The organism is Methylocystis sp. NC52PC, assembly GCF_055698645.1.
Genome location: NZ_CP170127.1, coordinates 3,088,626 through 3,114,832, shown reverse-complemented (window position 1 = coordinate 3,114,832; position 26,207 = coordinate 3,088,626). Strand labels below are relative to the sequence as shown.

Sequence of the window (26,207 nt, the reverse complement as noted above, 5' to 3'; positions counted from 1 at the left end):
GCCTCGCGTTACGCCACCACGCCCATCGCCGCCCCGAATTCGGCGAGGCCCGCAGCCACATCGAACGGCTCAACCGCCCGCGCGCAGTCGAGCGCCTTCTCGGCCCGCGCCAGCGCCTTGCCGGCGAGAAGCGGCGCGCCCTCGGCGACCGGGGTCGCCTCGGCGAGATCGCCGTTGCAATGGAGAACGATGTCGCAACCCGCCGCGATGGCCCGTTCGGCGCGTTCGCGGAAAGAGCCGGTCAGCGCCTTCATGGAGAGATCGTCGGTCATCAGCAGGCCGTCGAAGCCGATCAGGCCGCGGATGACGTCGTTGACGACAGTCTTCGACTGCGTCCCCGGCGCCGTCGGGTCGATCGCCGTGTAGACGACATGGGCGCTCATCGCCATGGGCAGATCGGCGTTGGCGGCAAAGGGCGGGAAGTCCACGGCTTCCAGCTCAGCGCGGCTCGCCTCCACCACGGGAAGCTCGAGATGGCTGTCGGCTCTGGCGCGGCCATGGCCGGGGATGTGTTTCATGACCGGCGCCACGCCGCCCGCCATCAGGCCCTCCGCCGCCGCTCGGCCGAGTTTCGCCGCGCGCGCCGGGTCGGCGCTATAGGCGCGGTCGCTGATGACGGCGTGCGAGCCCTCGGCCGGCACGTCGAGCACCGGCAGGCAATCCACGTCGATCCCGACCTCGCGCAGGTCATGCGCTATCAGCCGCGCGCCGAGCCAGGCGAGGCGTTCGGCCACGGCGGCGGTCGCGCCGGCGGCCTCGAAGCGCGCGGCGCTCGGATAGGCGCGCCAGTTGGGCGCCGTGAGGCGCTGCACGCGCCCGCCTTCCTGATCGACCAGCACGGGCGCGCATCGGCCGAGCGCGCCGCGCGCCTCATCGGTCAGCCGCGCGACCTGCTCCCGGCTTTCGACGTTACGACGGAACAGGATGACGCCCCAGGGCGACGCCTCGCGCAGGAAGGCCCGCTCGTCGGCGTCGAGGGTGAGGCCCTTCAGGCCGCAGATGAAGGCGCGCATGGGCGTATCCGGCGTTGATCGTCATGGTGAGCCCCAAAGGGGCCTTGCCGCCCCGGAGCGCGTCGCTGCGCTCGTCGCAATGGCGGGCTGGCTTCAGTTCCCCGCAACGAAGCAATTGCCGCCGCTGGCTTTCACCTTGTTGCAGACGGCGTTGGCGTTGTCCTTGCTCAGCCCGGCCGCACGGACGCGATAGACCATCTTGTCCCCGACCTTGGCGGGCTTAAAGGTGGCGCGCACGCCATATTTCTGGGAGACGCTCTTGAGAAGCATGCGCGCCTCTTCCTCGCTGCCGGCGGCGCCGAACTGGACGGCGTAGGTCCCGCTCGAGGAAGCGCTCGGCGCAGCGGCGCCGCCGTCCTCCTCGCCGGCTGCCGGCGGCGGCTCGACGGCCGCGACCTTCGGCGCCGGCTTGGGCTTCGGCGCCTGCGCTGTCGTGGCGGGCTTGGTTTGCGGCTTGGGCGTGGCGCCCTTGGGGGCGGCGTCGACAGGCGGCGCCTCGACGTTTTCGACGGCGGCCGGCGGCAGGGGAACGTCGTCCGCGCGGCTGCCGTCGGGGCGCACCGTCACGGTCTTGACCTTGCGCGGCTGGGCGCCGAGCGGCGGCTCGTGCGGCGCGTCCACCGGCCCGTCGCCGAGCGTGACGACCTTGGGCTGAACCGACGGGTCGACCGCCTGCTCCTGGCGAGTCACGACCTGTTTGACCGGGGTCGGCTCCTTTCGGTCGAGCACCGCGGCGCCCTGCTTACTGGGCGCGTCCTCGTCCGTCTCCGCAGTGGGCTTCACCTTGACCGGGCCTTCCGGCGCGGTAATGACAGCGATCTCCTTCGAGCCGCCGACGCCGTTGCGGTGCAGGAAGCCCCAGGCGATGCTGATGACTGCGACGACGCCAATGGCGGCGGCGGCGTGCCAGGGCTTCAAGAAACGGCGAATGCCGCCGGGCGTTTGCTCGGAGTCGTCATCGCCATAATCGAGATATTCGGAGTCATCCGCCCAGCCGCCCTCGGCGCCGCCGTGGTAGCCGTGGCCGTAATCCTCTTGGCCGTAGCCCGGCTCGGCGTAGCCGTGCTCCTGATGGGCCGGCTCCTGGTGCGGCGCATAATGCGCCTGCGCGCGACGCTCGTCCTCATAGTAGCGTCCCTCCGGCGCGACCTGCGGCGCGGCGTCATAGGACCCGCGCAAGGGCGCCTCCCATTGCGGCGGCGCCGCCGAAGGCTGGGGCGGCGGCGGAGCCGCGGGGCGCAGCGGCGGCGGCGGCGGGGCGACAGGCCGGAGGGGAGGCGGCGGCGGCGTCGGCCGGGCCGCGGCGCGCGGATCGGGGAGAATCTTTCCCAGCGGGTCGGCCGCGTTCTCGCCCTGCATCAACCGGGCAAGTTCGCTCAACGGATCGGATGATTTCGGCGCCGGCGGCTTGGTTTCGCGGCTGCGCATGCGCCGCTCGAACTCGCTCAGGTCGATGGCGGGACCTCTGACGGACGATTCACGCATAAAACACCTCGATCGTCTTCCCGGGCTGGAGCAGGCTGCGAGCGCGTTCACGCATGTGACCGAGAGACAGAGGTCGCGCGTCAACGCATTTCGTCGGGGGCGCTCACGCCGAGAAGCCTCAGGCCCGACCCCAGGACAATGCTTAAGGTTAATACCAAAGCAACCCGGGCGCTCGTTAAATCTCTCTCGGTTGCATTAACAAAGCGTAATTGTGGCTGATCTTTGCCGCGGTTCCAATGCGCGTGGAAGACGCTCGACAGCTCGTGCAGGTAGAAAGCGACGCGATGCGGCTCATGGGCGGCCGCCGCCGCCTCGATCACCCGCGGATATTGCGCGATCATGCGCGCGAGCTGCGTCTCGCCCTCGTCACGGAGCAAATCAAGCCGCGCCGAAGCGAGCGCCTCGCGGGAGACGTCGAGATCGGGAAACGCCGCCAGCGCCTGCCGAAGCGCGGATTTCGCGCGCGCATGGGCGTATTGCACGTAAAAGACGGCATTGTCCTTCGACTGTTCGATGACCTTGGCGAGATCGAAGTCGAGCGGCGCGTCATTCTTGCGATAAAGCATCATGAAGCGCACGGCGTCGACGCCGACTTCGTCCACGACTTCGCGCAAGGTCACGAAATCGCCGGCGCGCTTGGACATTTTCACCGGCTCGCCGGCGCGCATCAGCTTCACGAGCTGACAGAGTTTCACGTCGAGCGTCGCCTTGCGGCCGGAAAGCGCGGCGACGGCGGCGCTCATGCGCTTCACATAGCCGCCATGGTCGGCGCCCCAGACGTCGACGAGCGTGTCGAAGCCGCGGTCGATCTTGTCCTTGTGATAGGCGATGTCGGCGGCGAAATAGGTCGGCGAGCCGTCCGACTTCTTCAGCGCGCGGTCGACGTCGTCGCCGAAGTCGGTGGACTTGAACAGGGTCTGCTCGCGGTCTTCCCAGTCGTCCGGAAGCTGCCCCTTGGGCGGCGGCAGGCGACCTTCATAGACGAGGCCTTTCTCCCGCAGCCAGTCGATCGCGGCGTCGATCTTCGACGGCCCCTGCGAACGATCATGCAACGTGCGCTCGGAGAAAAAGACGTCGTGACGGATGTTCAACGCCGCGAGATCGGCGCGGATCATCGCCATCATGGCGTCGATGGCTTCGCTGCGCACGATCGGGAGCCAGTCGCTCTCCGGCTTGTCGACGAGCTCGCGGCCGTGCGCTGCGGCGAGCGCGGCGCCGACCGGCTTGAGATAATCGCCGGGGTAGAGGCCCTCGGGAATCGTAATCGTCTCGCCGAGCGCCTCGCGGTAGCGCAGGAAGGCCGAGCGCGCGAGGACGTCGACCTGGGCGCCGGCGTCGTTGATGTAATATTCGCGCGTCACCTCGCAGCCGGAGAAGTCCAGGAGATTGGCGAGAGCGTCGCCGAAGACGGCCCCGCGGCCGTGGCCGACATGCATCGGCCCGGTCGGATTGGCCGAGACATATTCGACGTTCACCCGTCCCTGCAGCGCGCCCGCCCTGCCCTTTTCGACGCGGCCGAAACTCTCCGGCCGGTTCAGCGCGGCGCGCAGCACCGTCGCAAAAATCTCGGGGTTCAGGCGGATGTTGATGAAGCCCGGCCCCGCCACTTCCGCCGTCGCGACCCCCTCGGACTGCGCCAGCTCGTAGCAGATCTCCGTCGCCAGCGCGCGCGGGCTGGCGAAATGGCCCTTGGCCTCCTTGGCGAAAACCATCGCCGCATTGCAGGCGAGATCGCCCATCGCCGGGTCCTTGGGCGGCTCCACCACGAAACGGCTCAGATCGAGCGCCGGCAGGCGGGCGTCGGCGGTCATGCCCTCGAGAATCGAGGCGATGCGGTCGTGGAAGATGTCAAAGATGTTCATAGAGGTCCGGAAGCGGTCGGAATGGGGTTGGCGGGGGTTTAGCAGAGGCCGCGCGGGCGCGCACCTTCTTCGCGCTCTCAGCCTCAGCGCGGCCCGAACAGCCGCTTGACTTCCCCGAGCGCATAGCGGTCGGTCATGCCGGCGATATAATCCGCCACCACCACCGCCCGCGCCGCGCCCTGCTGCGCCTCGGCGAGGCTCGCCCACTCGGGGGGCATCAGCGCCGGCGTCTCCAGAAACGCCGGGAACAGGCGCGAAATCGCGTCCCGCGCCCGCTCCCACACCCCCATGATGCGCGCGTGCCGATACATATTGGCGAAGAGGAAACGCTTGAGGTCGCGCTCGGCGGCGATCATCTGCGGCGAGAGGGCGACCATCGCCCCGGCCGCCCGGCGTACGTCGGCCGCGCTCCGGGGGGCGAAGCGCTCGAGTCGGGCGCGGGACGTCGCAATGGCGTCCTCCACGAAGCCGGTGATGACCCGGCGCACGAGTTCGTGGATTACACGGCCGCGGTCGAGGCCAGGGTGTTTCCTGTCAATCTCCGCCAGGAGACCCGCGACGAAGGGCGACCCGGCGGCGATCGCCTCCAGTGAAAACAACCCCGCCCGCAGTCCGTCGTCGATATCGTGGCCGATATAGGCGATGTCGTCGGCGAGCGCCGCCGCCTGCGCTTCGACGCCGGCGAAAGTCGAAAGCTCGAGCGGATAGAGCGCGTCGAATTCCAGGATATAGGGCGACACCGGCCGGAAAATGCGCGCCCCGCCGTCACTTTGACGAACCGCCGAAGGCGTCTCGCCCTCATCCTGAGGAGCCGCCGAAGGCGGCGTCTCGCCCTCATCCTGAGGAGCCGCCGAAGGCGGCGTCTCGAAGGAGCCGCCTGCGCCTGCCCCCTCCCGCGCCGCCGCCACAAGCGGCCCGTTGTGCTTCACGATCCCCTCGAGCGCCTCCCAAGTCAGGTCGAGGCCGTCATAATCGGCGTAGCGGCGCTCGAGCAGGGTGACGACTCGCAGCGCCTGGGCGTTGTGGTCGAAGCCGCCATAGGGCTTCATGCAGGCTTCGAGGGCCTCCTCGCCGGCGTGGCCGAACGGGGTGTGGCCGAGATCGTGGGAGAGGGCCACCGCTTCGGCGAGATCCTCGTCGGCGGCGAGCGCCCGGGCCAGCGCTCGGGCGATCTGCCCCACCTCGATCGTGTGGGTGAGCCTGGTGCGGAAATGGTCGCCGTCGAGCGGGACGAAAACCTGCGTCTTATGCGCCAGCCGCCGGAAAGCGGTCGAATGGATGATGCGATCGCGGTCGCGCTGGAACTCGGAGCGGGTCGGCGACGCCGGCACGGCGTACAGCCGCCCGCGGGACCGCGCAGCGTCGCAGGCGTAAGGCGCGAGAGGCAGGCGCAGCGCCACGGTTGGGCTCCAGTCGTTGAAAGGCCCGATCGACGGACCTATGTTGCAGCGCATAGCCCGCAAATTCGGGCGGTTGCAAGAAACGTTTCGGGGGAGAGCATGGCGGAGAGCACGGCTGGCGAAGTGGCGTTGACCGAACAGGCGGCGAAGCGGATCGTCGCGCTTCTTTCCAGCGAGTCGCCGGGCTCGGTCTTTCGCGTCTCCGTGGAAGGCGGCGGCTGCTCCGGCTTCCAGTATCAGTTCGCCATCGACAAGGCCCCCGCCCCCGACGACGCCGTCGTCGAGCGCGACGGCGCGCGAGTCGCCATCGACCCCGCCTCGCTCAATTTCCTGACCGGCGCGAAGATCGACTTCGTCGACGACCTGATGGGCCAGTCTTTCCGCGTCGACAATCCCAATGCGGTGTCCTCCTGCGGCTGCGGAACCAGTTTTTCGCTCTGAGACCTTTTCGTCGCAGACTTGGCTTAAGAAGACTTGGCTTAAGCAGACTTGGCTTAAGGGGCGAGGATCGTCCCTAACGCAGGAGCCCGCCATTGGACGCTCTCATCGTCGGCCACGCCTATATCGACGTCACCATGCTCGCCGACGAGATGCCGGCGGGCGACGAAAAGGCCGTGGCGCGCGACTATGCGGTTAGTTTCGGCGGCAATGCGGTGACCGCCGGTTTCGCCTGCGCCAAGCTCGGCCACGATGTGCACATGCTGACGACGCAAGCGCGCGATTGGCTCGGCCATATGTTCGCGGAGATGGCGGACGCCTATAACGTGCGCCTGCATCCGCGAAAGGTTTCGCGGTCCTCGCTCTCCTTCGTGCTGCCCAATGACGGCAAACGCGCCATCCTGCGGGCGCGCGACGATCATTACCTCCAGCCTTTCATCCGGCTCGACATCGCCCAGGCCCGCGTGCTGCATCTCGACGGCCATATGGCCGACGCCGCGATTTATTACGCCAGGGCCGCGCGCGAGAAAGGCGTCCTCGTTTCGCTCGACGGCGGCGCGCTGCGGCCGCGAATCGAGGAGCTTGTCGATTTCGTCGACGTCGCCGTCGTCTCGAAACAGCTCTGCAAGCAGATGTCCTTCAGCGAGACGGAGATGCTCTCCTGGCTGAAATCGAAGGGCTGCCGCGTGGGCGCGGTGACGATCGGCGAGAAGGGCACGCTCTGGTACGAGGGCGAGGGCGCGCCGCAGCATCTGCCCGCGCTTCTTGTCCCGACGGAGAAGGTGGTCGACACCTCCGGCGCCGGCGACGTCTTCCACGGCGCCTATTGCGCGTCCTTCCTCGAGCGCCCCGACGCTTCCTGGCGCGACCATTTCGAATTCGCCCGCGCCGCCTCCGCGCATAAGGTCCAGCGCCTCGGCAATGAAGCCGGCCTGCCCAGCCGCGAGGATATCGCGCGCGCGCTGGCGCAGTTCCGGGAAGCCCCGGAGCCCGTCGACTGACGGGTTTTCAACAGGAGCGTCACAGGCCGATCGAAGGGGCTTGGCAAATCGCCGCCCGCCTTGTATACGCCCCTCACCACGACGTTCCCCGATAGCTCAGCTGGTAGAGCACGCGACTGTTAATCGCTAGGTCGTAGGTTCGAGTCCTACTCGGGGAGCCATCGTGGTTTTTTTGCGCCTTTCGCGCCTCCCCGCCTCCCCCCGCAAATCCCCGGTAAGCTCCTGATACGTCTACGACTTCCTCCTATTTTTGGCGGATAGGCGGCCCGTCATTCCACGCCTTTACCCGTGGCTACCCGCTGCGTAACGTTGTAAAATCCGTTGTAACAAGCTCGGATTACAACGGGTGCGACATGGCCCTATCGGACGCACAAATTCGAAACGCCAAGACCTCCGACAAGCTGCTCAAGCTCTCCGACGGCCGCGGCCTGCAGTTGTGGATTTCGCCCTCGGGTTCGCGAATCTGGCGGCTCTATACGCGCGTGAACGGCCGCCAGACCGCGACGACCCTTGGGCGGCTACCGGACATGGGCCTCAAAGAGGCGCGAATCGCCGCCGATCGCGCCCGCGTTGCGGCAGTGGAGAAAGCTAATCAAGCCGTCGCCGCTGGCGCGGCCTTCGCCGAGATCAAGGCGCAGTGGCTGGATCAATTCGAGCGGTCGCACGCCTCGCGCCCGACCCAGGAAAAGGCCGTGTGGCTTTGCGGCCTGATGTGGGCGCTCGACCCGCTACCGATCGCCTCCATTAACGCCCCGCAGATCCTGGCTCTTCTCAAGCCGCTCGAGGCTGCCGGCAAGCTCGAAACAGCCCGCCGCCTGCGCGCGACAATTTCGCGGATATTTCGTTATGCAGCCGCCCACGGCCTCGTCCAAAGTGATCCGACGGCGCTTCTCAAGGGCGCGATTATCCCTCCCAAGCCACAGAATCGGGCGGCACTTGTCGACCGGGCCAGCTTCAGCCGACTAATGCGCTCCATCGCGGCTTACGGCGGCGATAGGCCCTCTGTCGTTCGCGACGGGCTGATGCTGCTAGCGCTCACCGCCGCCCGGCCAGGGGAAATCCGTCTGGCTAAATGGCCTGAGTTCAATCTTGACTTGGGGGTTTGGGAGATCCCGCCAGAGCGCATGAAAATGCGCCAGGCGCATCGGGCGCCGCTCTCAGCCCCTGCCTGTAATATCCTGAGGCGACTCGCGGAGGAAAACGGGACGAATCGGCCGGCATCGCCATTTGTCCTGGCGCCACCACGACCCGGTCGGCCGCTGTCCGAGAACGCCTTTAACGTCGCGCTGCGCGCCATGGGCTTCCGTCAAGACGAAGTGAGCGCCCATGGCTTTCGCTCGTCATTCTCGACGCTCGCCAACCAATCGGGGCTTTGGGCCTATGACGCGATCGAGCGGCAGCTCGCGCACCAAGACGCGTCCGACGTGCGCCGCGCCTATCACCGGGCGGATTATTTCGATGAGCGGCGACGCCTCATGGAATGGTGGGGCCGCGAAATCACGGGTTTTGTCGCTGGGGACGCCTAGGTCGTTATTTGGCCCCGCTTTTTACTGTCTGCAAGCTCGGACGTATCAGTTCCGTGTGCGTCAATCGCCAGGGTCTTCCGCCTTACGTCGCAAATAGTCTCGATAGGTGACATATTCCTCTTGCAGCGCTTCGAACAAGCGCAGCAGCATCATTGCTTCCCCTGGATCACAGCCACGGCGCGCAAGCTCCTCAATTAGGCGCCGCTGCTGTTCGATGTGTTTTTCAGCAAGGCTGACATGGCGCTCGGTCTGCGCCAGGCGTTGCTGCAGGGTACGGCGGCGCTTCACGCCTTTCTGTCTGTTTAGGAAAGGCTCCTATTGCAAGCGCGCCGAGACCGGGCCACGCGGGGCTGATTGACGCAGCTCAAGGAACAGATGGCCCCTTGGGGGGAATCTCGAGCCAGCGGCCATCTGAAATCGGACGCGAACCGCCGAGACTGCGCTTCGGCAATCGTTGCGGCAGCCGCAAGCTGGAGCTAAATCGGTCTGCCACTGCTCAGATTTGTTCGGGGTCGCTTTATGCAGTTTGTCTCGACCATCACTTGTCCCGCTTGCAGCCACAGATCACTAGAGAGAATGCCGGCCGACGCCTGTCAAATCGCTTACGATTGCAAGAGCTGCGGCGCGCGCCTCAACGCGAAGGCAGGGGATTGTTGCGTCTTTTGCTCCTATGGCGATGTGCCCTGCCCGCGGATTCAGGAAGCACAGAAGGATTGCGGCGATGCGGAAGCCGTTGCCTCGCCTCTCAAGCCCTCGCAAGACTTTTCCAGGACCACGCCTTCCTTGCAACAAGAGCACGCCGCTAATGATAGCTGCGCAGAAAACGAGCAAGCGCTGTTCGATGTGATCGTTTCGAGGAACGATGCAAAGATTAAGCGTGAGTTCTCTAAGTTTATTTTCGACGTCCTTGCAGACGAGAAATACATTTTTGGAAACGACCTGGATGCGTTGTTGGTATACACAGCAGTATCACGTTATTATTTAAGAGATGAGCGAGCGGGCCTAGATCCGGAGGATGATGCTTTGGGCGGCCTGGCTCTAGCGAGAATTGTGCAAACGACGAAAATTCCCCGTGAGACGGTGCGGAGAAAACTGCAGCTTCTCGAAAGCAGAGGCCTTCTCGAAAGATCCTCGCGCAACCAGTGGCGGGTGGCGGTAAAAGATGGGCAACCAGTCATCAGGACCAAATTTGCCGCCGTGTGGCAAAAGGAAATGTGGAGGATAGTGAAATTTGTCAGGGCTTTGAAGGAATATGTTTAGGCGTCTCAAGTCTGCCGGCGCTGACGTTCGATAGCCTGACCTGGGCGCGAAAGCTGCAAGCGCGCGACTCATTGTCTCTTTCCCTCCCGGGCATTCGGGAGGCGTTCAAGATAGGCGTCGAGCGAGTCGACGAAGACGACGACCTTCGTCGCGCTTATCCGCTTCGCGAAGACCTCGCCTTTCGCGATCAGTTCGTCCATCTTGGTAATGCCGCACCCGATATATTTCGCGGCCTGAGGCTTCGCGAGCACGCGCGGCCGAATGATCACGAGCGCGTCGCTGGCCTGGATGTCGCCCGGCGTGCCATGTGCAGTCATCGTTAGTCTCTTCCCTGCGCGCGAGGATCTGGAAAACGCGTTGAAAACGTCACTTCCTCATCAAAACGGAATGTCGTCGTCCAGCTGATCCGATAGACGCCCGGAGGCGGGCTTATCACCCATCGCCATGCGTGGATCGTCATAGGTCTTTGACTGTTGCGCTGCGCCACGAGTGGACTCAGAGCCGTAGCTTCCCTCTTCCGGCGCCGGCCGCGCGCCGGCGCTGTCCAAGAGGCAGAGCTCGCCGCGGAACTGCTTCAACACGACCTCGGTAATCTTACGGGCGTGACCATCCCGATCGGTGTATTCCCGGGTGCATTGCATGCCCTCAACGTAGACGCGCGAGCCTTTCTTGAGATAGTTCTCGGCGACCTTCGCGAGGCCTTCGTTGAAAATTACGATGTTGTGCCATTCCGTGCGTTGCTTGCGCTCGCCGGACCCCTTGTCGATCCACGTCTCGTCAGTCGCGATCGAGAAGCTCACGACGATTTGCCCGCCCTGGGTCGCTCGCGTGTCGGGGTCGCGGCCGAGTCGACCAACCAGGATTACTTTGTTAACGCTGCCCGCCATTGGCCCCTCGCTATGCCGCCGTCGCCGAAGCGGCGACGCCGCGAAGAGCGATGTTGAGATAATGCACGCCGTTCTTGAGGCGCTTCTTCTCAACGCCTATTTCTGAAACGATGTTGCCGAACTCTCGGAGAGACGCGGCTTTTCGCTTGGCTTGCTCGCAAAATGAAAGATAGGCGTCGTAAAGCTCCGAAGCCTTCACGCGGCCGGCGTCAAGCGCCTCATTCCCGAAGTGCACCTCTTGGCGGAGAAACTCGGCGAGGCCAGGATAGGCCGAGGCGGCCTCCGAGATTTTCTTCTCGTGGGCGTCCTTCGCCCCTGCCCTCGCCGCTTCATCGAGGTCTATCGCATCCCGCATGGCTTCGGCGGTCGAGCGCGTGTCCGGGTCCGGCGCGGCCACCTCTCCGGATTCTCCGCCGAGAGCCTCGGCGAAAACCACAGGAAGCCAAGCGCGGTCCTGGGCGAGGATCGCGGCGCGCTTCGCCAGCTCGGGCTTTTTGAGCTTGCCGGCGTCGCTCGCCGCCCCTTGGCCGTCCATGGCGCGGATGGCGTCGATCGCCTCGTCACGAGGCTCCGCCTTAAAATAGGCTTCAAAATCCATGTGCCGGCGAAGGTCGCCCGCGATGTCGCAGAACCGCGAGCAAACCGCGAGGGAGATGCGGGCCGTGTTGAATTCCGCCGCCCGCTCCGTGCTGACGAGGCCTCCCACGAGCATGGCGAAAGCGACGGGCAGCGCCGCAGGGTCTTCGATCTCGTGTCGCGCGCAGATCGCCAGCGCCTTTTCAAAGCCCTCGTGGCGGATTTCGCCGAGCAAGGCGTTCTCCGGCGCAAAGCCAGATCTAGTCGTCCCCGACGCATGGAGCGGCGAGGCGCCGTAGCCGCAGCCCAAGGCGGCGACCATGAAGAGCATCGCCAGCCGCGGATTGCGGGCGAAAGCGTCTGACAGCGCAGCGGTCGCCGCCTCGTCGAGAATGGCGCGCGTCGTCCGGCCGATCGGCTCGCTGGGCTTCACTGGCGGCGGGGTCGGCCCTGCAGACGTCCTCTCGCCGCGGGTCGTTCCGGGTTCGGAAGATTGATCGCCCTCTTCCTCTTGCGTCCTAGCCGTGCGCTGCCGAAGGGCGTATAAAACCTCGAATTCCCCCTCACCGCCGATTTCGACGAAAACGCCGAGCCTCGCCCGCTCTTCCGCTGGAATGGCGCGTAGACGGGCGCGGCCCTGGATCTCGCGCACCTCCAGATCGAGGCTGGCAATCGTGGCCTCGTCGTCGGCTTCTTCCGCCTCGGCGCAGCGGTCCTCGATTTCGTCGAGACGGGCTTGCTCGTCGTCTGTGAGATCGAAGCGCTCGACGCGATCGAAATCGAAGAACTTCGCTTCACCATAAGACGTCTCGAACCAGCCCCAGCCTTCGGCGGCGCAGAGCGCCTCGGCTCGGGCGACGAGGGCGTCGCGCGCCACGGCGTCGAGAATGGGGAGGTCGAGAATGAGGCTTTCTTCTTCGAACAGCTGCTCGTCGAGACGGCCGCCGGCTGCGACATAGGCGTCGAGCCCAGCGAAGATCACGCGAGGATCGCGGGTTGAGACGTCGTTGCCTGAGAGCGTCCGCGCGATCCAACGCGGGCTCACGGAGCCGTGGAACTGATTACCCTTGAGAAGCGCGTCCTGCGCCTCCTGATTGTCGGTCGCTGAAAAGGCCCTCGCCTGCTCGGCCGTCAATCCCGCCTTTCGCCAAGCTTCGCGAACACTAGACGAAAGGCGGGACAACCGCAGCCTGCCCTTAACGAAAGCGACAGTCTTGCCTGTCCGCGCGGCGATCGCCTGGGCGTCCAGTCCGAAGCGTTCCTGCAATTCCACAAAGCGCTCGAATTCTTCGACCGGGTGCAGATCGCGGCGGTGCACGAAGGAAATCAGTGAGACTTCGGCCGCCGCCTCGTCGTCGCCTTCGAAGAAGGTCACTGGGACGGGATAGGCCTCGCCGTTGGGGAGCCTGCTTTCGGCGACAAGGAAGCCAAGCGCGGCCAGGCGCCGGCCGCCGTCGAGCGCTCGCCAGGCTCCGTCCTCCATTCGGACGGTGAGAGGCGTCGTCACGCCGCGCGCAAGGATGCTCGCGGCCATTTCCTCAATTTCTTGACGATTGGGGGCGTCTTTGCGCGCGTTGAACTTGGAAACGCCGGAGATTTCGGAAAGCCGTAGGGTCATTGCAGTGTCTCGACTGGCGCGGGAGCAGGCTCGCGGGGTGGCCGCCGTTCCTATTTCGGGAGGAAGTAGAGGGCGAGCGCATCGCCCTCGATCGCGATCAGGCCGAAGCCGAGAAGGGCGAGACAGGCAAATTTGTTCGCGCGAGTCTTCGCGCCGCGAAGCGCCTTGCGCGTTTGGCTCAACGCGGTCTCTTGCTGGTCAACCACGCTGCGAAGGTCTCTGTTTGCGTCGGCGAAGAATCCGAGCGTGTCTAGCAGGTCGTCGTCGCTAAGGGTTTTTGGAGCAAGGAATTTAATTACGCTGGCCAAAACTGACATTGCTTTTCCTTTCATGATTTCTGGTCAGATGCTCAGGCTGAATACGAAAGCGCTCACGGCGACAACGAAGACCGCCCAGGCGATCAGCAAAAGGATGGTAGCCTTCCTTGCGTGTCCTTCTCCGTAGGCCGCCCTGGCGCGTTGCAGGACGATGTAGGAGAGCGCGGCGAGTGGGAGCGAGATCATCGCCGCCCTTCAGAACTGCGCCGCTGTCGCGGCTATGTCGAGAATTTGGTTCCGCGGCGAGGGGTCGGCGTGGTCAGCGCGCAGCGTGCGAGCCATTTCGATGATCAAAGGCAAGTCGTCGCCGATCTCAGCGCCGCGGTAGCCTTTGTGGACCAAGGCGAGCGCGACGGCGGCGCGGTCGTCGAGATTGATGTAATCGGGAATGGCTTCAGCCATCGCTGATAAAACGCCTTCGCGAGCATGCATCTCTAATCTCCTTATGTTGAATGCAGCGGCGGGCGCAGAGTGGTCCGCCAGCGCCCGCCGCCTTCGCCTGCTACGCGTGACCTTGCGCAGGCGGTGTTGGGTCAGGCGGCGAGAGCCGCGGATGAGACGAAAGGAAGTAGCGGGGCTGCGCTCGTCGGCGATCGGCGATGCGATGTGGCGCGTGCGCTTGCTGGCGCTGATGAGCAGCCGCCCAGGCGGTTCGGAGGCATTGCGCGAAGGACCAGCCCATTTGGAGCCGCACGCCCTGGCTGAGATGCGCGTCTTTAAGGACGGTCAATTTGAGGGGTGGATATGTCTCGCCCATGCGGAAACTCCATCGCCGGGGTGGCGATAGAAAGTTGCCATATGGCAAACGATGCCGCAAGCGTTTTTTTGCTAATTGGCAACTTCTCTTGCGGTCCCCCCGCCCCGCTATCCTTCGCGCAAGTTGGCGCCCCGCAACTTTAGTGGGCAGCCATCGCGTCGTTTCCTGCTAGTTGTTGTAGTCTGACGCTTGGAACCCTTTTTAAGGCTACGCGGCACGGCTTGTGTGGTTGAAGAAGCGCGGGCGTTTGTCCCTCATCCATGCCGCCAGACTTTGACGGCGGAAATGATGAGGATGGCGGCCAGCAGCGGGAGCAAAATCACGCTCGGCGCGATGCCGAGAAGCCGCCCGCCGATGAACGTCCCGACGATAGAGCCGAGCGCCATGACGAAGACAAAGGAGCGGTTTTGTCCCAAGACCGCGAAACTACGGTCGCGGCTGTAGCGGGTGAAGCCCACAATCATCGTCGGCAGGCTGACCGCGAGCGACAGGCTTCCAGCCACTTTGATATCTACGCCAAACAGAAGGACGAGCGTCGGAATAAGCAGCTCGCCGCCTGCAACGCCAAGAAGCGAGGCGACCACACCAATGATGAATCCCGCCGCCACTCCAGCGACGAGTTGGAGAGTGCCGCTTGCGAGCGCGTGTCCGCCCGCGTCCTGATCGTGGCCGAACAGCAGCAGGGCGGCAATGCCCACGAGCAGTAGAGCAATCACGCGGTAGAGGGTGGCTGATTTCAGGCGGGTTGCCCACCCTGCTCCAAACCATGCGCCGAGAAGGCTTCCCGCGAGAAGGTTGAGAATGACTGACCAATGCGCGGCGACCGCTCCGAATGGAACAACGGCAGCCCGAAAAGGTAGTGCGGAGGCGACGACCACGAGACTCGTCGCCTTGTTGACAATGACTGCTTCGAGCGCAGGGAACCGGAAAGCGCCAATAAGTAGTGGGAGGCGAAATTCAGCGCCGCCTAGCCCTATCAGGCCGCCAAGAGTTCCGATAACAGCTCCGCCGCCGAACGCCGCTGCTTTATTGTCCCGCATGTCCGCCCCTTTCTCGCGCGGTGCACGGAACATGCCACGGCGTCATGGGCGGCATGTGCGGAGAATCTTGCACATACCTCCTCTCCACTGGCATAGGGCTGCCGGTTTTCCGCGGCTCGGATGGCCCCCTAAAACATCCCCCACCTGCCAATGACGAGACCGATAACCCGGACCTCCGTGTCTTCGGCTTCCTTCATATCCGATTCAATTCTGACAACGATCGGCTTAAATTTGGGGTCGGTGGATCTTGGGCAAAATTTGATCATTTTCCCTTGAATTTCGATCTGCTTCACGGTTCTTTCGATGGCGCTGTTTCGCACCCGCTCAACCACGACGATGTCGCCCGCCCGCAGGTCTTCTCTCGCTTCGAAATACGGGACGCAGACGACGTATTCGCTGTCAAAAATACGAAGCGCGTCCATTGAGTTGCCCTTGACCAAATAAGCGAATTGACTCAGCCCCGGCCAAACCCCCGGCACCTGAGGTATAGACACCTCTCCGTGCCACTCATCTTCCCAGTGCTCGAACTCGTTCCACTGCCCGGCCTGCGTAAAGCCCCTGATCGGTATTGTGCGAGAAGAGATTGGCTGGCCATCATGGATCTTGGTTGCCTCTTCATCCTCGCTGGCTTCCATGTCTGAGAATTCCGGATAGATATCCGTAACGCTTACGCTCAGAGCGCCAGCCGCCAGTTTGACCTCATCCACACGCGGACGGCGCAGTCCCCTTTCAATCCGCGAAAGCTGGGACACAGATATCCCCATTGCCTCGGCCAGCTTCTCAAGGGTCATGCCTGGCGTGTTTTTTCTGATCCGTCGAAGGTCGCGCCCACTCATTCCCGGCACTCTCGCCGGTTGGCAAAAAACGTCCAGAGCCATATGGCAAATTCGCTTGACCGTTATCTTGCCATATGGCAAGTTTTGGGAATGACGCTATCCGAGTATCTTGCTCAGCATTCCATCAAAGTCTCTGCCTTCGCGGAAAGAGTCGGCGTTCCGCCATCGACAATCTCGCGAGTAATCAAGCGGCAGCGCGATCCTGGGCTCGACCTTCTCGCAAAGATTATGGAAGCGACGCACGGTGAGGTCACTCCGAACGATTTCCTCGCCACGCCTGACCAACGCGGGCAGTTAAGGCCATCACCTGACGCATCTGTAGAGCTTCGCGCGGTTCACTCCCGCGCGGAGGACGCAGCGTGAAAGGAGTCGAAGACTTTCCCGCTCCGTAGCCCTCCTTGGGCGTTTCCTCCCTTGACTGGCCGGCGCCCCAGCGCCGGCCCTTTTTCGGGGGGTGAGTTTGGTAAGCATGAAACTGTTCTCGTGCTGACTTTTTAGGTTTTGCGTCGACGCGCCCGGTTGCACCCGAAAGCGTCGTTCTGTGTCGGGGTCGTTTGTTGCTCGCCTGTCCATGCTCAGAGGTTGGCATGGAAGGCTTCGGAAATGTCCGAAAAATCGTCGGAGAGGAAATTGACCGCATTGTTCGAGGTCCAGGCGCTTGTTCGGGACATCGCCGGCGTCGAGCCAGGCGACACGATCAAGCGTCAAATCTCCCGGGCGGCGCGGCGCATCGGCTTTATGTCCGCGTCGCGGGTCAAGGACTGCTGGTATGCGGACGAGAGAATAAGAGTTGGCGCCGACGAACTGCGTCGTCTGCGCGAAATCGCCAACGCCAACGAGAAGGCAGAAGAAGCCCGTGCCGAATTCGCCAAACTCGAAAAACGCGTCCAGCTTCTCGAAGCTGCCCTTCGCCTTTCGGACGCGGACGCATATCGCGCTTTGGTTGATCCGCTGTGGGCAGGCACTCGGGAAGATCGTGGCATGGTGGATTGATCCGCGGGGAGCCGCGAAGCGATGATCTCCAACCGCCATCCCCAGCCATGCCCTGCCCATCAGTCGGCCGGCCCGGAGCGGCTGCGCGCGCCGCGCAGCGAAGATCGTTCTACGGTAGAGAGCGAAGCGGATGGCCACTCCGACCTCTATTTCGCGTTCCGCAATCTTCCCTCCGGCCGCCTAACGCATATGGAGGCCGAGATTGCCTCCCTGCTCTACCGGCGCTCGCAGGTTTCCAAGGACGCCCTGCTTGCGGCGACCCATGATCCGAGCAAGGGCGACGATGAGCGGACGGTCGATATCGTCAAAGTCCATATCTCCGCGATCCGTCGGAAGCTCGCCCCCGCGGGGGTGAGGATCGAGACTATCCGCCCGGGGTTTTATCGCTTCGATGCGCAAGCGAAGGCGCGCCTGCGACAGCTCTTGGGAGTCGCCGAAGCATGACGGCCCGGACCCAAAATCACAAAGGCGGGGATCTCTTCGACCGCACTGTTTCCCGCAAGGAAGAAAAGGCGGCGCCAGGGCGGCCCCTCTCTCCGGGACCGCGCCTTTGCGCCTTCTGTGGAAAAGTCGCGCCATTTGGCAAAGGCAACATCCGCGCTCCGGAAGCGATCGTCTGGGCCTGTAGGGAGCATCGCAAGAATCTTGGCTGAGATAGGCGACAAACAGCCGGCTCCGACCGGCCCCGACACTTTCGTTCCGATCGGTGAAGCTGCAAGCCACGTCGTGGGCGAATGCGCGCGCCGCGACAAGCTGCCTCAACGTCGGGGGTCTGAATCGTTCGAAACGTGGTTTGAGGGCCAGCAATTCGTCGTCACCTGCAGCCGGTTCGAAGGCGGCGGGCTCGCGGAGGTCTTCGTCAGCGCCATCAAGACGACGACGCTCTTCGACCATCTCGCCCGCGATACGGGGCTGCTGCTCTCTCTCGCCCTTCAGCATGGCGCTAAGGCCGAAACCCTGGCGACGGCCGTTTCGCGCGACAGCGAAGGAAAGCCGCAAGGTCTCGCGGGTCACGTTCTCGACGTGATTGAGAGGGGCAAAGATGTCGCGCGATTGGAAGGTTGAGAGGCGATTGATATGAGCGTCTCGGAGGATTTCGCCTGGCGCGAATGGATCGACGAAGCGCGGCGCGTGAGAGTCGCAAGCTATTGCGCCGCGCGCGGGCTGAAGATCAGGCCCGGCGACGCCGGGCAGCCCTGCCCCGGCTGCGGCGGCCGCGATCGCTTTTCCGTCAACACCCGGAAGAACGTCTGGAACTGCCGAGCGTCTGGGTTTTCAGGCGACGCGATCGCCCTGGCGCAGCATATCGACGGGCTCGACTTCCTCGGCGCCTGTGAGGCGGTGACCGGCCGCTCGCCCCCGGGCCGTGACGCGCGGGAGACGCCGGAGGAGCGGCGGGAGCGAGAGGCGCGCCTCGCCGCGCGGGAAGAGCAACGGGTCGCTGAGGAAGCGCGGCGGGCTCGGGAGCAGAACGCCTATCGTGAAGCGGAACGCCGCCGCGCCTGGGGCTTCTGGCAGCGCTCTATCCCGATCGACGGGACGCCCGCCGAGGCCTATCTCGAGCGGCGGCGAATCCGGCCGCACGCGACCTCACGACTGCGTTTCGCAGCCGAAATGGAGCTTTGGACGGAATCGAGACGCACGGTTGCGCGCAGGGGTCCGGCGATGCTCGCGGCGATTGAAGGCCTCGACGGCCGTTTCACGGGGGTGCATGTCACCTGGATCGATCTCGACGCGCCAAAGGGCAAGGCGGAAACGATCGATCCCGAGACGGGCCTGATGCTCCCGGCAAAGAAGGTGCGAGGCTCTCTCAAGGGCGGATCGATCCGCATGGTTTCCGGAGGGCAAAAGCCAAAACGTTGGTTTCTCGGCGAAGGGATAGAGACCGTCCTCTCCGTCTACTGGTCCCTCGTCGAGGCGGGCTCCGACCTCATAGAGGGCGCAGAATTTCGCACAAGCGTCGATCTCGACAATCTCGGCGGCAAGGCCAAGGGCCGCGTCAGGCATCCGACGAAGACCTTCGTCGACTCCAGGGGCCGCACCCGGCCGATTATCGCGCGCGACGACACGCCAGTGGACCCCGAGCTTGATTGGCCTGTGATCTTTATCCCGCCCAGCGTCGACGAGCTCGTCCTGCTCGGCGACGGCGACAGCGATCCGTTCACGACCCGTCTGGCGCTGTTGCGCGCGGCCAAGCGATTTTCGCGGGAATATCCCGCTCTCGCCATCAAGGTGGCGATGAGCCGGGAAGGCGTGGATTTCAATGACATGCGGATTGCCGCCTTCGAGGATTTGCCGGCGTGACGGGAAGCGACGAGATCGTCCAGGCCATTGAGGGCGCGGAAGTCGTGATTTTTCCGGGCGTCCGCCGCTTGCCCGCTGCGCAAGGCGAGGACGCGGATTTTCCTGGCGACACGCCTGCGAGCGACGGCGGCGGATCGGGACCGCCTGAAAGCGACCCGCCGCCGCCGGAGGATGATGGCGGCTCTGACGGCGACGTGATCGACGATATGAACGGCGAGTATAGCTTTGTGCTTATGGGTTCGCGCGCGGTGATCATGCGCGAGACGCCGCATGCCCCGATTGAGGACCGCACCCGCGTCCTGTCGATCGAGGCGTTCAAGGCTTACTTTCAAAACCAGCTTCGACCCGTCAAAAAGCGGGAGCGGCAGGAAGATGGGTCATACAAGACTGTCACCCGCCATATGGCGATCGCCCCCTATTGGCTCCGGCACAAGCGGCGGCGCACCTATGACGGGATCGAGTTCTTCCCCGATCCGAAGAACGCGGCCGGAACGCCCGGTTATTTCAATTTGTGGCGGGGCTTCTCGGTCTCGCCTGATGCGGCGACCCGGCCGGAAGAGCGCTGGAAAAAATATTTCACCTTCCTGGATCATCTTAAGGCCAATATCTGCGACAGCGACCCTCAGGTGTTCCGCTGGGTCTGGCACTGGTTCGCGCACATGGTGCAGCGTCCACGCGAGAGGATTGGCACGGCTATCGTGCTGCGCGGCAAAATGGGAACGGGCAAAACGATCGTCGGCGACGTGATCGGCTCGCTTTTTGCCTCCCATTATTTCCTCGTCGACGATCCTCGCTATCTGGTCGGCCAGTTCAACGCGCATATGGCGAGCTGCATCCTGCTCCAGGTCGACGAAGGGCACTGGCCTGGCGATAAGGCGGCGGAAGGGCGACTCAAGGGTCTCGTCACCGCAGAAAAGCAGCTGATCGAAGCTAAGGGCGTCGATCCGATCCGGCTCGACAATTACGTGCGCCTCCTCTTCTCCTCAAACGAGGGTTGGGTTGTTCCAGCGGGAATGGATGAGCGGCGCTTCGCCTGCTTTGACGTCGCGGATCACTGGAAAGAGGACCATAGCCGCTTTGGTCAGCTCTACGCCGAACTCAATAGCGGCGGTAGAGAGGCGCTTCTGGCCGACCTCCTCGCAGTCGATCTTAATGCGCCTGACGCCCCAAATGTGCGGGTAATCCCGAAGACGGCGGCGCTCCTCGAGCAAAAAATCCGCTCACTCGATCCAGTCGCCGCATGGTGGCTGCAAAGGCTGGTCGACGGATCACAAACGCATCGGTCGGCGCGGTGGCGCGACAAGGTGCCCGTGGCGACGCTCTTTAACGATTACCTCCGGACGAACGAAAAGATCGGCGTTCGAAGGCGCAATAGTGAGACAGAGTTCGGTATCGCGATGCGCCGGCTTGTGCCAGCGGTCGAGCGGGTTCGCGCGACGGAAGAAGTCGAAGTGTGGGACGAGAGCTCACACACGACGTCGACGGTCGTGCGTCGGGTGTGGTGCCTGAACTTTCCATCCCTTCAGGAGTGCAGAGACAGCTTCGAGGCGGCTTTGAAGCAGCCTTTCCCATGGGGAGACCCCGCGCCTGACGGCGACGGAGACGACAACCCGGTTTGAAAGTGTCCTACCTGTCCTACCTTCTCGCAGGCGCAGCATAGAGGTAGGACATAGATAACCCACTGAAACGAAAGGCCGTGTCCTACCTGTCCTACCTGTCCTACCTCTTCCTCGCGCGAGGTAGGGGGGACGAGAAGTAAAGCGATCCGTGACCCCCATGGTCGGAACGTCGAAAAAGGTAGGACAGGTAGGACAGGTAGGACAAGCGACGATAGATCAACGTGTTAGTGTGTCCTACCTCTATGTTGCAGTAGCGAAAAGGTAGGACAGGTAGGACAGCAACCACAAAGAGGCCTCCGAGTATGATGGCTTGGCATGTAATCGAGTGCTTCGATGGCAAGGACAGGGAAGTCTATGGCCGCCTGGCGGCGCTTGGATTTGAGGTATGGCGGCCCGTGCTGAAGGTCCGCTCAGCATCGCGTTGGGAGGGCCGGCCGTTAGAGGCCAAGCAACGCCGCTCGCGATACGTCGCGATCTTCGGGCGCTATCTCTTCGTCCGGGTCGACATGAGCGATTCGGTTTACAGCGCCATCAAAGAACAGCCTGGCGTCGATGCGTGGCTCTGCTTCGCAGGGTCGGATGAACCAGCGACGGTGCCTGACGCGCTGATATTGCACTACCGCCAACTAAGGCTGAATCGCGCTGATGTATCAATTGTTTTCACTAAGGGCGACGTGGTGCGCGCGTTGACGGGCCCGTTCGCAACCTTCCAGGGCGTCGTCAGCCGGGTTGACTCTCGAGGCGTGCTGTGTGTTGAAATGAGCATCTTCGGCAGACCGACGCCCATAATCTTTCCAGTCGGTCACGTCGAGCTCGTGGAGCATGGCCTACGGCTTCCGATCGAGCGCGACGTTAAGCAACGTCTGCAAAAGCGGGCGTGATGGCGAAGCCTGTCTAACATCATCTGAGCGACAGAAAGCGGCGCAACGGCGCGCCGCACTGGCGCAACCTGGGCGCCTCTCCCCATAAGATCGCCCAATGGGTGACACCCATTCGGGGCGCTTCCGGGTCCTTCCCGCCACTTACAACCAGGGAGAAGGCAGGGGTCCGGGGGTGGAAGTGTAATCCTTGTTTTCATTAGGGTTCGCAGTAGAGGGGTTCGCGATCGCGCCCCGGTTCGCGATCAAGGTTCGCAATGCAGGCGATTGACGATCAGGATTGGATTGCGGTCGACGCCCTCGCCGACCGCTATGGCGTCTCCAAGCGCGCCGTTCAAAAGCGCGTCGCCAAGTTTCGCGAGGCTGGCCGCTTGAGCGTTCGGCAAGAGGGTAAGAGCTTCAAGGTTCATGGCCCGACCTATGACCAGCTCGTCGCCGACGCCTTCGATCCTGCGCAAGAGTTGCGCAATCGTCACGTCAAGCGCCGCCCCGGCGAGGCGGGCGAGGCGCTCCCCATCGAGCCGCGCCAAGAGACCGCGCCGGAGCCGTCGCGCTTTAACGACGCGGCCGCCCGCGAGAAAAACGCCAAGGCGGAACTCGCCGAAATGCAGCTCGCCCAAAAGCGCGGCGAGCTTATTCCCGTCCGCGAGATCGAGGCGGCGGCGATCGAGACCGGGACCAAGATCACGCAACGCCTCAACGCCATGAAAGCCGTCTCTGGCCGGCTTTACGCCGCCGCCAGGGGCGGCGAAGAGGCCTTGCACATCGAATTGCTCGCCGTCGTCAACGCCGCGATCGCCGCCGTCGGCGAGGACATGGCGCAGCTCGCCGCGCGCGGCGCAACCGACCCCGACCAGGCCCAGGCAAAAAGCTAAAGGCTTTAGACAAGCTCCCATGGCTCCCCGTTACGCCTCGGCGCTCGCCATCATCGCGGGCGCGATCGCTCAAGCCGTCACGCCGCCGTCGACGCTCACGCCGACGCAATGGGCGGCGCAAAAGCTTGTCCTCGTCGAGGGGCCGCGCGCCGGGCAGATTTGGGACCCCGCCCAGGCCCCCTATATCTGCGCCATCCTGGACGGCGTCTTCTGCGGTCCCTACACCAAGGGAACCGTGCGCAAGTCGGCGCAAGTCGGCTATACGCAAGGCTTGACCGCGCTCGCCGGCTGGATCGTCACGCAAAGCCCGGCGCGCACGCTCATTGTGCTGCCGACGAGCGCGATGGCGCTGTCGCTCAACCGCGAGAAATTGCAGCCGGCCTTTGACGCGACGCCCGACCTCAAGCGGCGGCTGGCGGCGACCTCGGCCCGCGCGTCAATGGGCTCGTCGGCGCTCTACAAAGCCTTTCCCGGCGGCTCGATCTCGATTACCGGCGCGAATTCGGCGGCCGAATTGCAAATGCGCACGATCAAATACGCGCTTTGCGACGAGATCGACCAATGGCCGAAGGATTTGGAGGGCCAGGGCTCGCCCATGGCCATGGTCGACGGCCGCCAAATCGCCTTCCACGCGACGCGCGACTATCGCAAATTGCAGGGCGGAACGCCGACCCTGAAAGGCGCCTCGCTCGTCGACGCCGAATTCGAGGCCGGCGACCAGCGTTTCCAGCGCCTCCCCTGCCCGCATTGCGGCGAGCGCATTCGATTGCTTTTCGGCGGCTACGCCGACGAGCCGGGCGGCGTCGGCTTGCGCTTCAATCGCAAGCATCCGGTCGACGCGCATTATGTGGCGCAATGCTGCGGGGCGAAAATCGAGCATTGGCAAAAGGCCGGCATGATCGCCGCCGCGCTCGATCTTCCCGATTATGGCTTCGTCGCCGAAAAGCCGGAGCCGGGGCGCGCGCTGTCCTGGCATATCGACTCGATTTCGTCGAATTTTACGACGTGGGATAAGATCGCCGAGACCTATCTCGCCGCCGGCGACGATCCGCAAAAACTCAAGTCGTTTTACAATCATTGGCTCGGCCTGCCTTACGAGGAAAAGGCCGACATTCCCGATTGGGAGGCGCTGTTTCGCCGACGCGAGTCCTATGCCGAGCGGGCGATCCCCGCCGACGCGCTCATTGTCACCATGGGCGTCGACGTGCAAAAGCGCGGGCTTTATGTCGAAATCGTCGCTTGGACGCCCGATCGGCGCTCTTACACGCTTTTCGCCGCTTATTTGCGCGCCGGGGACGGGGAGCGTATGGGCGACACCGCAGATCCCGACGATGTTTGCTGGAAACGCCTGGCCGAGCTGCATCAAACGCCGCTGCCCGACGCCTTCGGCGGAAAGCGCGCGATCGACGCGACCGCGATCGACTGCCGCTATAACGCGCCCGTGGTTTATGATTGGGTGCGCCGCCATCATAACGCCTTCGCCATTCGCACGGTCGAGGGCTGGGGGCGGCCGGCGCTCTCAGCGCCGCAGCTCGTCGATTTCGACTGGCGCGGGAAGCGCATTCGCAAGGGCGTGCAACAGTGGCAAGCCGGCTCCTATAATCTCAAGGCGCGGTTCTACGCCTATTTGAACCGCGCGACCGAGATCGACCAGACCGAGCAACGCGCCCCCGCCGGCTTCTGCCATTTCGGCACCTTCCTCGACGAGAATTACTTTCGGCAAATCACCGCCGAGCATGTCAAGACCGACGACAAGGGCAACCGGATTTGGAAAGCCCATTTCGACGACAATCATTGGCTCGATTGCCGCGTCCTGAATATGGCGCTCGCCTTCGGCGCGCCGGTTTTCGACATTGGCAATCGCCCGGAAAGCTTCTGGCGCGATCTTGCTTACGAGCGCGGCGCGGGAAGCGCGATCGCGCCCTTGCTGCGGCCGGCCGCGCCGGCGCCGGCCGAGGAATTGCCGGCGACGCAAACTGATCGCGCCGCCGAACAAACGCAACAGCCCGCCGCGCCCGGCGGCGGCTGGGCATTCTCGGGGGACTCATGGCTCTAAGCGACAGCGACGTCGCCGCAATGATCTCGGCGCTCGAAACCGCGCTCGGATCAGGCGAATTAACGGTCGAATACGCGGGCCGCCGGATCACCTATCGCTCGACGAGCGAGCTGATCGCGGGGGGATGTCCCGCTTGCTGTTGAAAAGCGAGCAGCGGGCGTCGCTGGTTGAAAGACTATGCTGCCCTCGCGGCATCAGCAAGAGTTGAGCTGGCTGAAGTGACGTTCAGCTTTCGGGCGGAGAGCGCCGCCCTCAGGATCGGGAGCTGCTTGTGAGCCTTGAGCCGCCGAAAGCCCTTGGCGGCTTCTTGCATGGCTGCGCCCGCCCAACGGAGAGCCATCGACGGGGATCGCCAGTATTTCACGTTCCGGCAGACGCGCCGCAACGTCCCCATCACGTTTTCGATCATGTTCGTGCACGCGAGCGATCGCCGCAGCTCAGGCGGCAGACCCAGCCTCGTGACGGTCAGCATCTCGTCGAGCCCCTCGAGGATCGAGGCGGAAACGCCTTGCCAGTCCTTTTCAAGGCGCCGGGCGAGGTTGCGCAATAGCTTCTCGGCCTTCGAGGCGTCATTCATCTCCCATGCCTGACGCAGCACCCGGCGAACGGACGCATGCATGGATTTCGGCAGCCGGTCCAGGATGTTGCGCGCCTTGTGGATCTGGCAGCGCTGAATGGCCGCCTCGCGCCCGAAGGTCGCCCGGATCGCCTTGGCGAGCGCTTTGGAGCCGTCGATGATGAACAGGCGAGGAACAGCGGGATCGAGCCCGCGCTCGACGAGATTGTCGATCAAGGCCTGCACGGTCGCTGCGTTTTCCGTCGCGCCCTCCACCAGCCCGAGCGGATGTTTGTCGCCGCTTGCGTCAACGCCGAGCGCCGCCACGAGGGTCATGTCCTCGACCATGCGCACGCCGTCGATCTGGATCACCAACAAATCCAGGGCGGAGAGGTCCCGCGCCATCCATTCCCGCAGCCGCGCCGCCGACAGCGCCACGAACCGCCGCGACGCCGCCGATTTCGACAGGCCGGACCCGTTACGCGCCGGAACGTCGCCCTCGGGCAGCCGGACCGAACGCTTGAACCTGCGCGTCGAGACATTGATCAGCATCTGGTTCATCGCCCATTTGCCAAGCCAATCCTCGGCTTGCGCCGCCTCCCAACTGGGTAGCGCCAACTCCTTGCCGTCAAATCCGCGCAGACGCGGACGGTCGATCTCCACCTTGCCGCCATGGAAACCGATCTGGCCCCTCGTCTTACCCCAGCGATGCGCCCGTCGCCCTTTGCCGCGCCCATGCCGAGGGCCGCAGGCCGCCGTCGCGTCGCTCTCCATCATCTCGGCCAGCGCCTCCATGCCCGAGACAAGGCAGAAGCTCTCGAAACTCGCCGTCATGTTGGCCAGCGCCTGCGCCTTCCAGGCGCTCGCGGGAATCGCCGTCGATGTGATAGCTTGGTTCATGGCGTTGCTT

27 protein-coding genes, 1 tRNA gene and 1 pseudogene are annotated in these 26,207 nt (G+C 64.0%); 15 read left to right on the top strand and 14 right to left on the bottom strand.

Features of this window, described 5'->3' with window-relative positions:
• Positions 1-8: 8 nt before the first annotated feature.
• From nagZ to dgt, 4 genes are all read right to left on the bottom strand, one after another.
• Positions 9-1,013: a beta-N-acetylhexosaminidase gene (gene nagZ, locus ACETII_RS17150; protein WP_472786321.1), complete on the bottom strand. Its 1,005-nt coding sequence runs from the start codon at positions 1,011-1,013 to the stop codon at positions 9-11.
• A gap of 93 nt (positions 1,014-1,106) precedes the next feature.
• Complete coding sequence (locus ACETII_RS17145) at positions 1,107-2,498, bottom strand: SPOR domain-containing protein (RefSeq protein ID WP_472786320.1); 1,392 nt, start codon at positions 2,496-2,498, stop codon at positions 1,107-1,109.
• 80 nt (positions 2,499-2,578) lie between these two features.
• Positions 2,579-4,360 carry an arginine--tRNA ligase gene (gene argS, locus ACETII_RS17140; RefSeq protein WP_472786319.1) on the bottom strand — a complete coding sequence of 594 codons (1,782 nt, stop codon included), beginning with the start codon at positions 4,358-4,360 and terminating at the stop codon, positions 2,579-2,581.
• Between the two features lie 83 nt (positions 4,361-4,443).
• Complete coding sequence (dgt, locus tag ACETII_RS17135) at positions 4,444-5,760, bottom strand: dGTP triphosphohydrolase (protein ID WP_472786318.1); 1,317 nt, start codon at positions 5,758-5,760, stop codon at positions 4,444-4,446.
• Between the two features lie 99 nt (positions 5,761-5,859).
• Between dgt and erpA the strand changes: the two genes are divergently transcribed.
• The 4 genes from erpA to ACETII_RS17115 all read left to right on the top strand — a co-directional run bounded on the left by erpA (position 5,860) and on the right by ACETII_RS17115 (position 8,725).
• A complete protein-coding gene (gene erpA / locus ACETII_RS17130) occupies positions 5,860-6,201 on the top strand; it encodes an iron-sulfur cluster insertion protein ErpA (protein WP_363347946.1) in 342 nt (113 codons plus the stop codon).
• Between the two features lie 92 nt (positions 6,202-6,293).
• A complete protein-coding gene (locus ACETII_RS17125; RefSeq protein WP_472786317.1) occupies positions 6,294-7,199 on the top strand; it encodes a PfkB family carbohydrate kinase in 906 nt (301 codons plus the stop codon).
• Positions 7,200-7,284: 85 nt separating this feature from the next.
• Positions 7,285-7,360, top strand: a tRNA-Asn gene (locus ACETII_RS17120).
• Between the two features lie 192 nt (positions 7,361-7,552).
• Entirely contained in the window at positions 7,553-8,725 is a 1,173-nt protein-coding gene (locus ACETII_RS17115; RefSeq protein WP_472786316.1) for a tyrosine-type recombinase/integrase, read from the top strand.
• A 60-nt stretch (positions 8,726-8,785) separates the two neighbouring features.
• Here ACETII_RS17115 and ACETII_RS17110 read toward each other — a convergent pair whose 3' ends face one another.
• Positions 8,786-9,013, bottom strand: coding sequence for a hypothetical protein (locus ACETII_RS17110; RefSeq protein ID WP_472786315.1), 228 nt, complete (start codon positions 9,011-9,013; stop codon positions 8,786-8,788).
• A gap of 231 nt (positions 9,014-9,244) precedes the next feature.
• On the opposite strand from ACETII_RS17110, the pseudogene ACETII_RS17105 reads away from it, so the two are divergent.
• Positions 9,245-9,436 (top strand): annotated as a pseudogene (locus ACETII_RS17105) (GDCCVxC domain-containing (seleno)protein); the annotation flags it as partial.
• Between the two features lie 617 nt (positions 9,437-10,053).
• On the opposite strand, the gene ACETII_RS17100 reads toward ACETII_RS17105, so the two are convergent.
• The 8 genes from ACETII_RS17100 to ACETII_RS17065 all read right to left on the bottom strand — a co-directional run bounded on the left by ACETII_RS17100 (position 10,054) and on the right by ACETII_RS17065 (position 16,016).
• Positions 10,054-10,302 carry a hypothetical protein gene (locus ACETII_RS17100; protein WP_472786314.1) on the bottom strand — a complete coding sequence of 83 codons (249 nt, stop codon included), beginning with the start codon at positions 10,300-10,302 and terminating at the stop codon, positions 10,054-10,056.
• A 60-nt stretch (positions 10,303-10,362) separates the two neighbouring features.
• Positions 10,363-10,872 carry a single-stranded DNA-binding protein gene (gene ssb / locus ACETII_RS17095; RefSeq protein ID WP_472786313.1) on the bottom strand — a complete coding sequence of 170 codons (510 nt, stop codon included), beginning with the start codon at positions 10,870-10,872 and terminating at the stop codon, positions 10,363-10,365.
• A 10-nt stretch (positions 10,873-10,882) separates the two neighbouring features.
• Positions 10,883-13,066 carry a ParB/RepB/Spo0J family partition protein gene (locus ACETII_RS17090; RefSeq protein WP_472786312.1) on the bottom strand — a complete coding sequence of 728 codons (2,184 nt, stop codon included), beginning with the start codon at positions 13,064-13,066 and terminating at the stop codon, positions 10,883-10,885.
• Positions 13,067-13,116: 50 nt separating this feature from the next.
• Positions 13,117-13,398 carry a hypothetical protein gene (locus ACETII_RS17085; protein ID WP_472786311.1) on the bottom strand — a complete coding sequence of 94 codons (282 nt, stop codon included), beginning with the start codon at positions 13,396-13,398 and terminating at the stop codon, positions 13,117-13,119.
• A 9-nt stretch (positions 13,399-13,407) separates the two neighbouring features.
• Positions 13,408-13,569: a hypothetical protein gene (locus ACETII_RS17080; protein WP_472786310.1), complete on the bottom strand. Its 162-nt coding sequence runs from the start codon at positions 13,567-13,569 to the stop codon at positions 13,408-13,410.
• 9 nt (positions 13,570-13,578) lie between these two features.
• Positions 13,579-13,815, bottom strand: coding sequence for a hypothetical protein (locus ACETII_RS17075; protein ID WP_472786309.1), 237 nt, complete (start codon positions 13,813-13,815; stop codon positions 13,579-13,581).
• A gap of 579 nt (positions 13,816-14,394) precedes the next feature.
• A complete protein-coding gene (locus ACETII_RS17070) occupies positions 14,395-15,180 on the bottom strand; it encodes a sulfite exporter TauE/SafE family protein (RefSeq protein ID WP_472786308.1) in 786 nt (261 codons plus the stop codon).
• A 128-nt stretch (positions 15,181-15,308) separates the two neighbouring features.
• Positions 15,309-16,016 (bottom strand): helix-turn-helix domain-containing protein, encoded by a 708-nt coding sequence (locus ACETII_RS17065; RefSeq protein WP_472786307.1) that lies wholly within the window; start codon positions 16,014-16,016, stop codon positions 15,309-15,311.
• A gap of 42 nt (positions 16,017-16,058) precedes the next feature.
• Between ACETII_RS17065 and ACETII_RS17060 the strand changes: the two genes are divergently transcribed.
• The 10 genes from ACETII_RS17060 (at position 16,059) to ACETII_RS17015 (ending at position 24,884) form a co-directional block, all read left to right on the top strand.
• Positions 16,059-16,379: a helix-turn-helix domain-containing protein gene (locus tag ACETII_RS17060; RefSeq protein ID WP_472786306.1), complete on the top strand. Its 321-nt coding sequence runs from the start codon at positions 16,059-16,061 to the stop codon at positions 16,377-16,379.
• Between the two features lie 240 nt (positions 16,380-16,619).
• Positions 16,620-17,009 carry a hypothetical protein gene (locus tag ACETII_RS17055; protein ID WP_472786305.1) on the top strand — a complete coding sequence of 130 codons (390 nt, stop codon included), beginning with the start codon at positions 16,620-16,622 and terminating at the stop codon, positions 17,007-17,009.
• 21 nt (positions 17,010-17,030) lie between these two features.
• Positions 17,031-17,453 (top strand): winged helix-turn-helix domain-containing protein, encoded by a 423-nt coding sequence (locus ACETII_RS17050; RefSeq protein WP_472786304.1) that lies wholly within the window; start codon positions 17,031-17,033, stop codon positions 17,451-17,453.
• A gap of 201 nt (positions 17,454-17,654) precedes the next feature.
• Positions 17,655-18,074 (top strand): hypothetical protein, encoded by a 420-nt coding sequence (locus tag ACETII_RS17045; protein ID WP_472786303.1) that lies wholly within the window; start codon positions 17,655-17,657, stop codon positions 18,072-18,074.
• 12 nt (positions 18,075-18,086) lie between these two features.
• Complete coding sequence (locus ACETII_RS17040; protein WP_472786302.1) at positions 18,087-19,313, top strand: DUF7146 domain-containing protein; 1,227 nt, start codon at positions 18,087-18,089, stop codon at positions 19,311-19,313.
• Positions 19,310-20,932 (top strand): primase-helicase family protein, encoded by a 1,623-nt coding sequence (locus ACETII_RS17035; protein WP_472786301.1) that lies wholly within the window; start codon positions 19,310-19,312, stop codon positions 20,930-20,932. Before ACETII_RS17040 ends, ACETII_RS17035 begins: the two co-directional genes overlap by 4 nt.
• Positions 20,933-21,234: 302 nt before the next feature.
• A complete protein-coding gene (nusG, locus tag ACETII_RS17030; RefSeq protein ID WP_472786300.1) occupies positions 21,235-21,813 on the top strand; it encodes a transcription termination/antitermination protein NusG in 579 nt (192 codons plus the stop codon).
• Positions 21,814-22,067: 254 nt separating this feature from the next.
• Positions 22,068-22,685, top strand: coding sequence for a hypothetical protein (locus ACETII_RS17025; protein WP_472786299.1), 618 nt, complete (start codon positions 22,068-22,070; stop codon positions 22,683-22,685).
• Between the two features lie 19 nt (positions 22,686-22,704).
• Complete coding sequence (locus ACETII_RS17020; RefSeq protein ID WP_472786298.1) at positions 22,705-24,741, top strand: terminase gpA endonuclease subunit; 2,037 nt, start codon at positions 22,705-22,707, stop codon at positions 24,739-24,741.
• A complete protein-coding gene (locus tag ACETII_RS17015; protein ID WP_472786297.1) occupies positions 24,732-24,884 on the top strand; it encodes a phage head-tail joining protein in 153 nt (50 codons plus the stop codon). The genes ACETII_RS17020 and ACETII_RS17015 overlap by 10 nt, the downstream gene beginning before the upstream one ends.
• 32 nt (positions 24,885-24,916) lie before the next feature.
• Here ACETII_RS17015 and ACETII_RS17010 read toward each other — a convergent pair whose 3' ends face one another.
• On the bottom strand, positions 24,917-26,197 hold the full coding sequence (locus tag ACETII_RS17010; RefSeq protein ID WP_472785725.1) for an IS256 family transposase: 1,281 nt from the start codon (positions 26,195-26,197) through the stop codon (positions 24,917-24,919).
• Between the last annotated feature and the right edge of the window lie 10 nt (positions 26,198-26,207).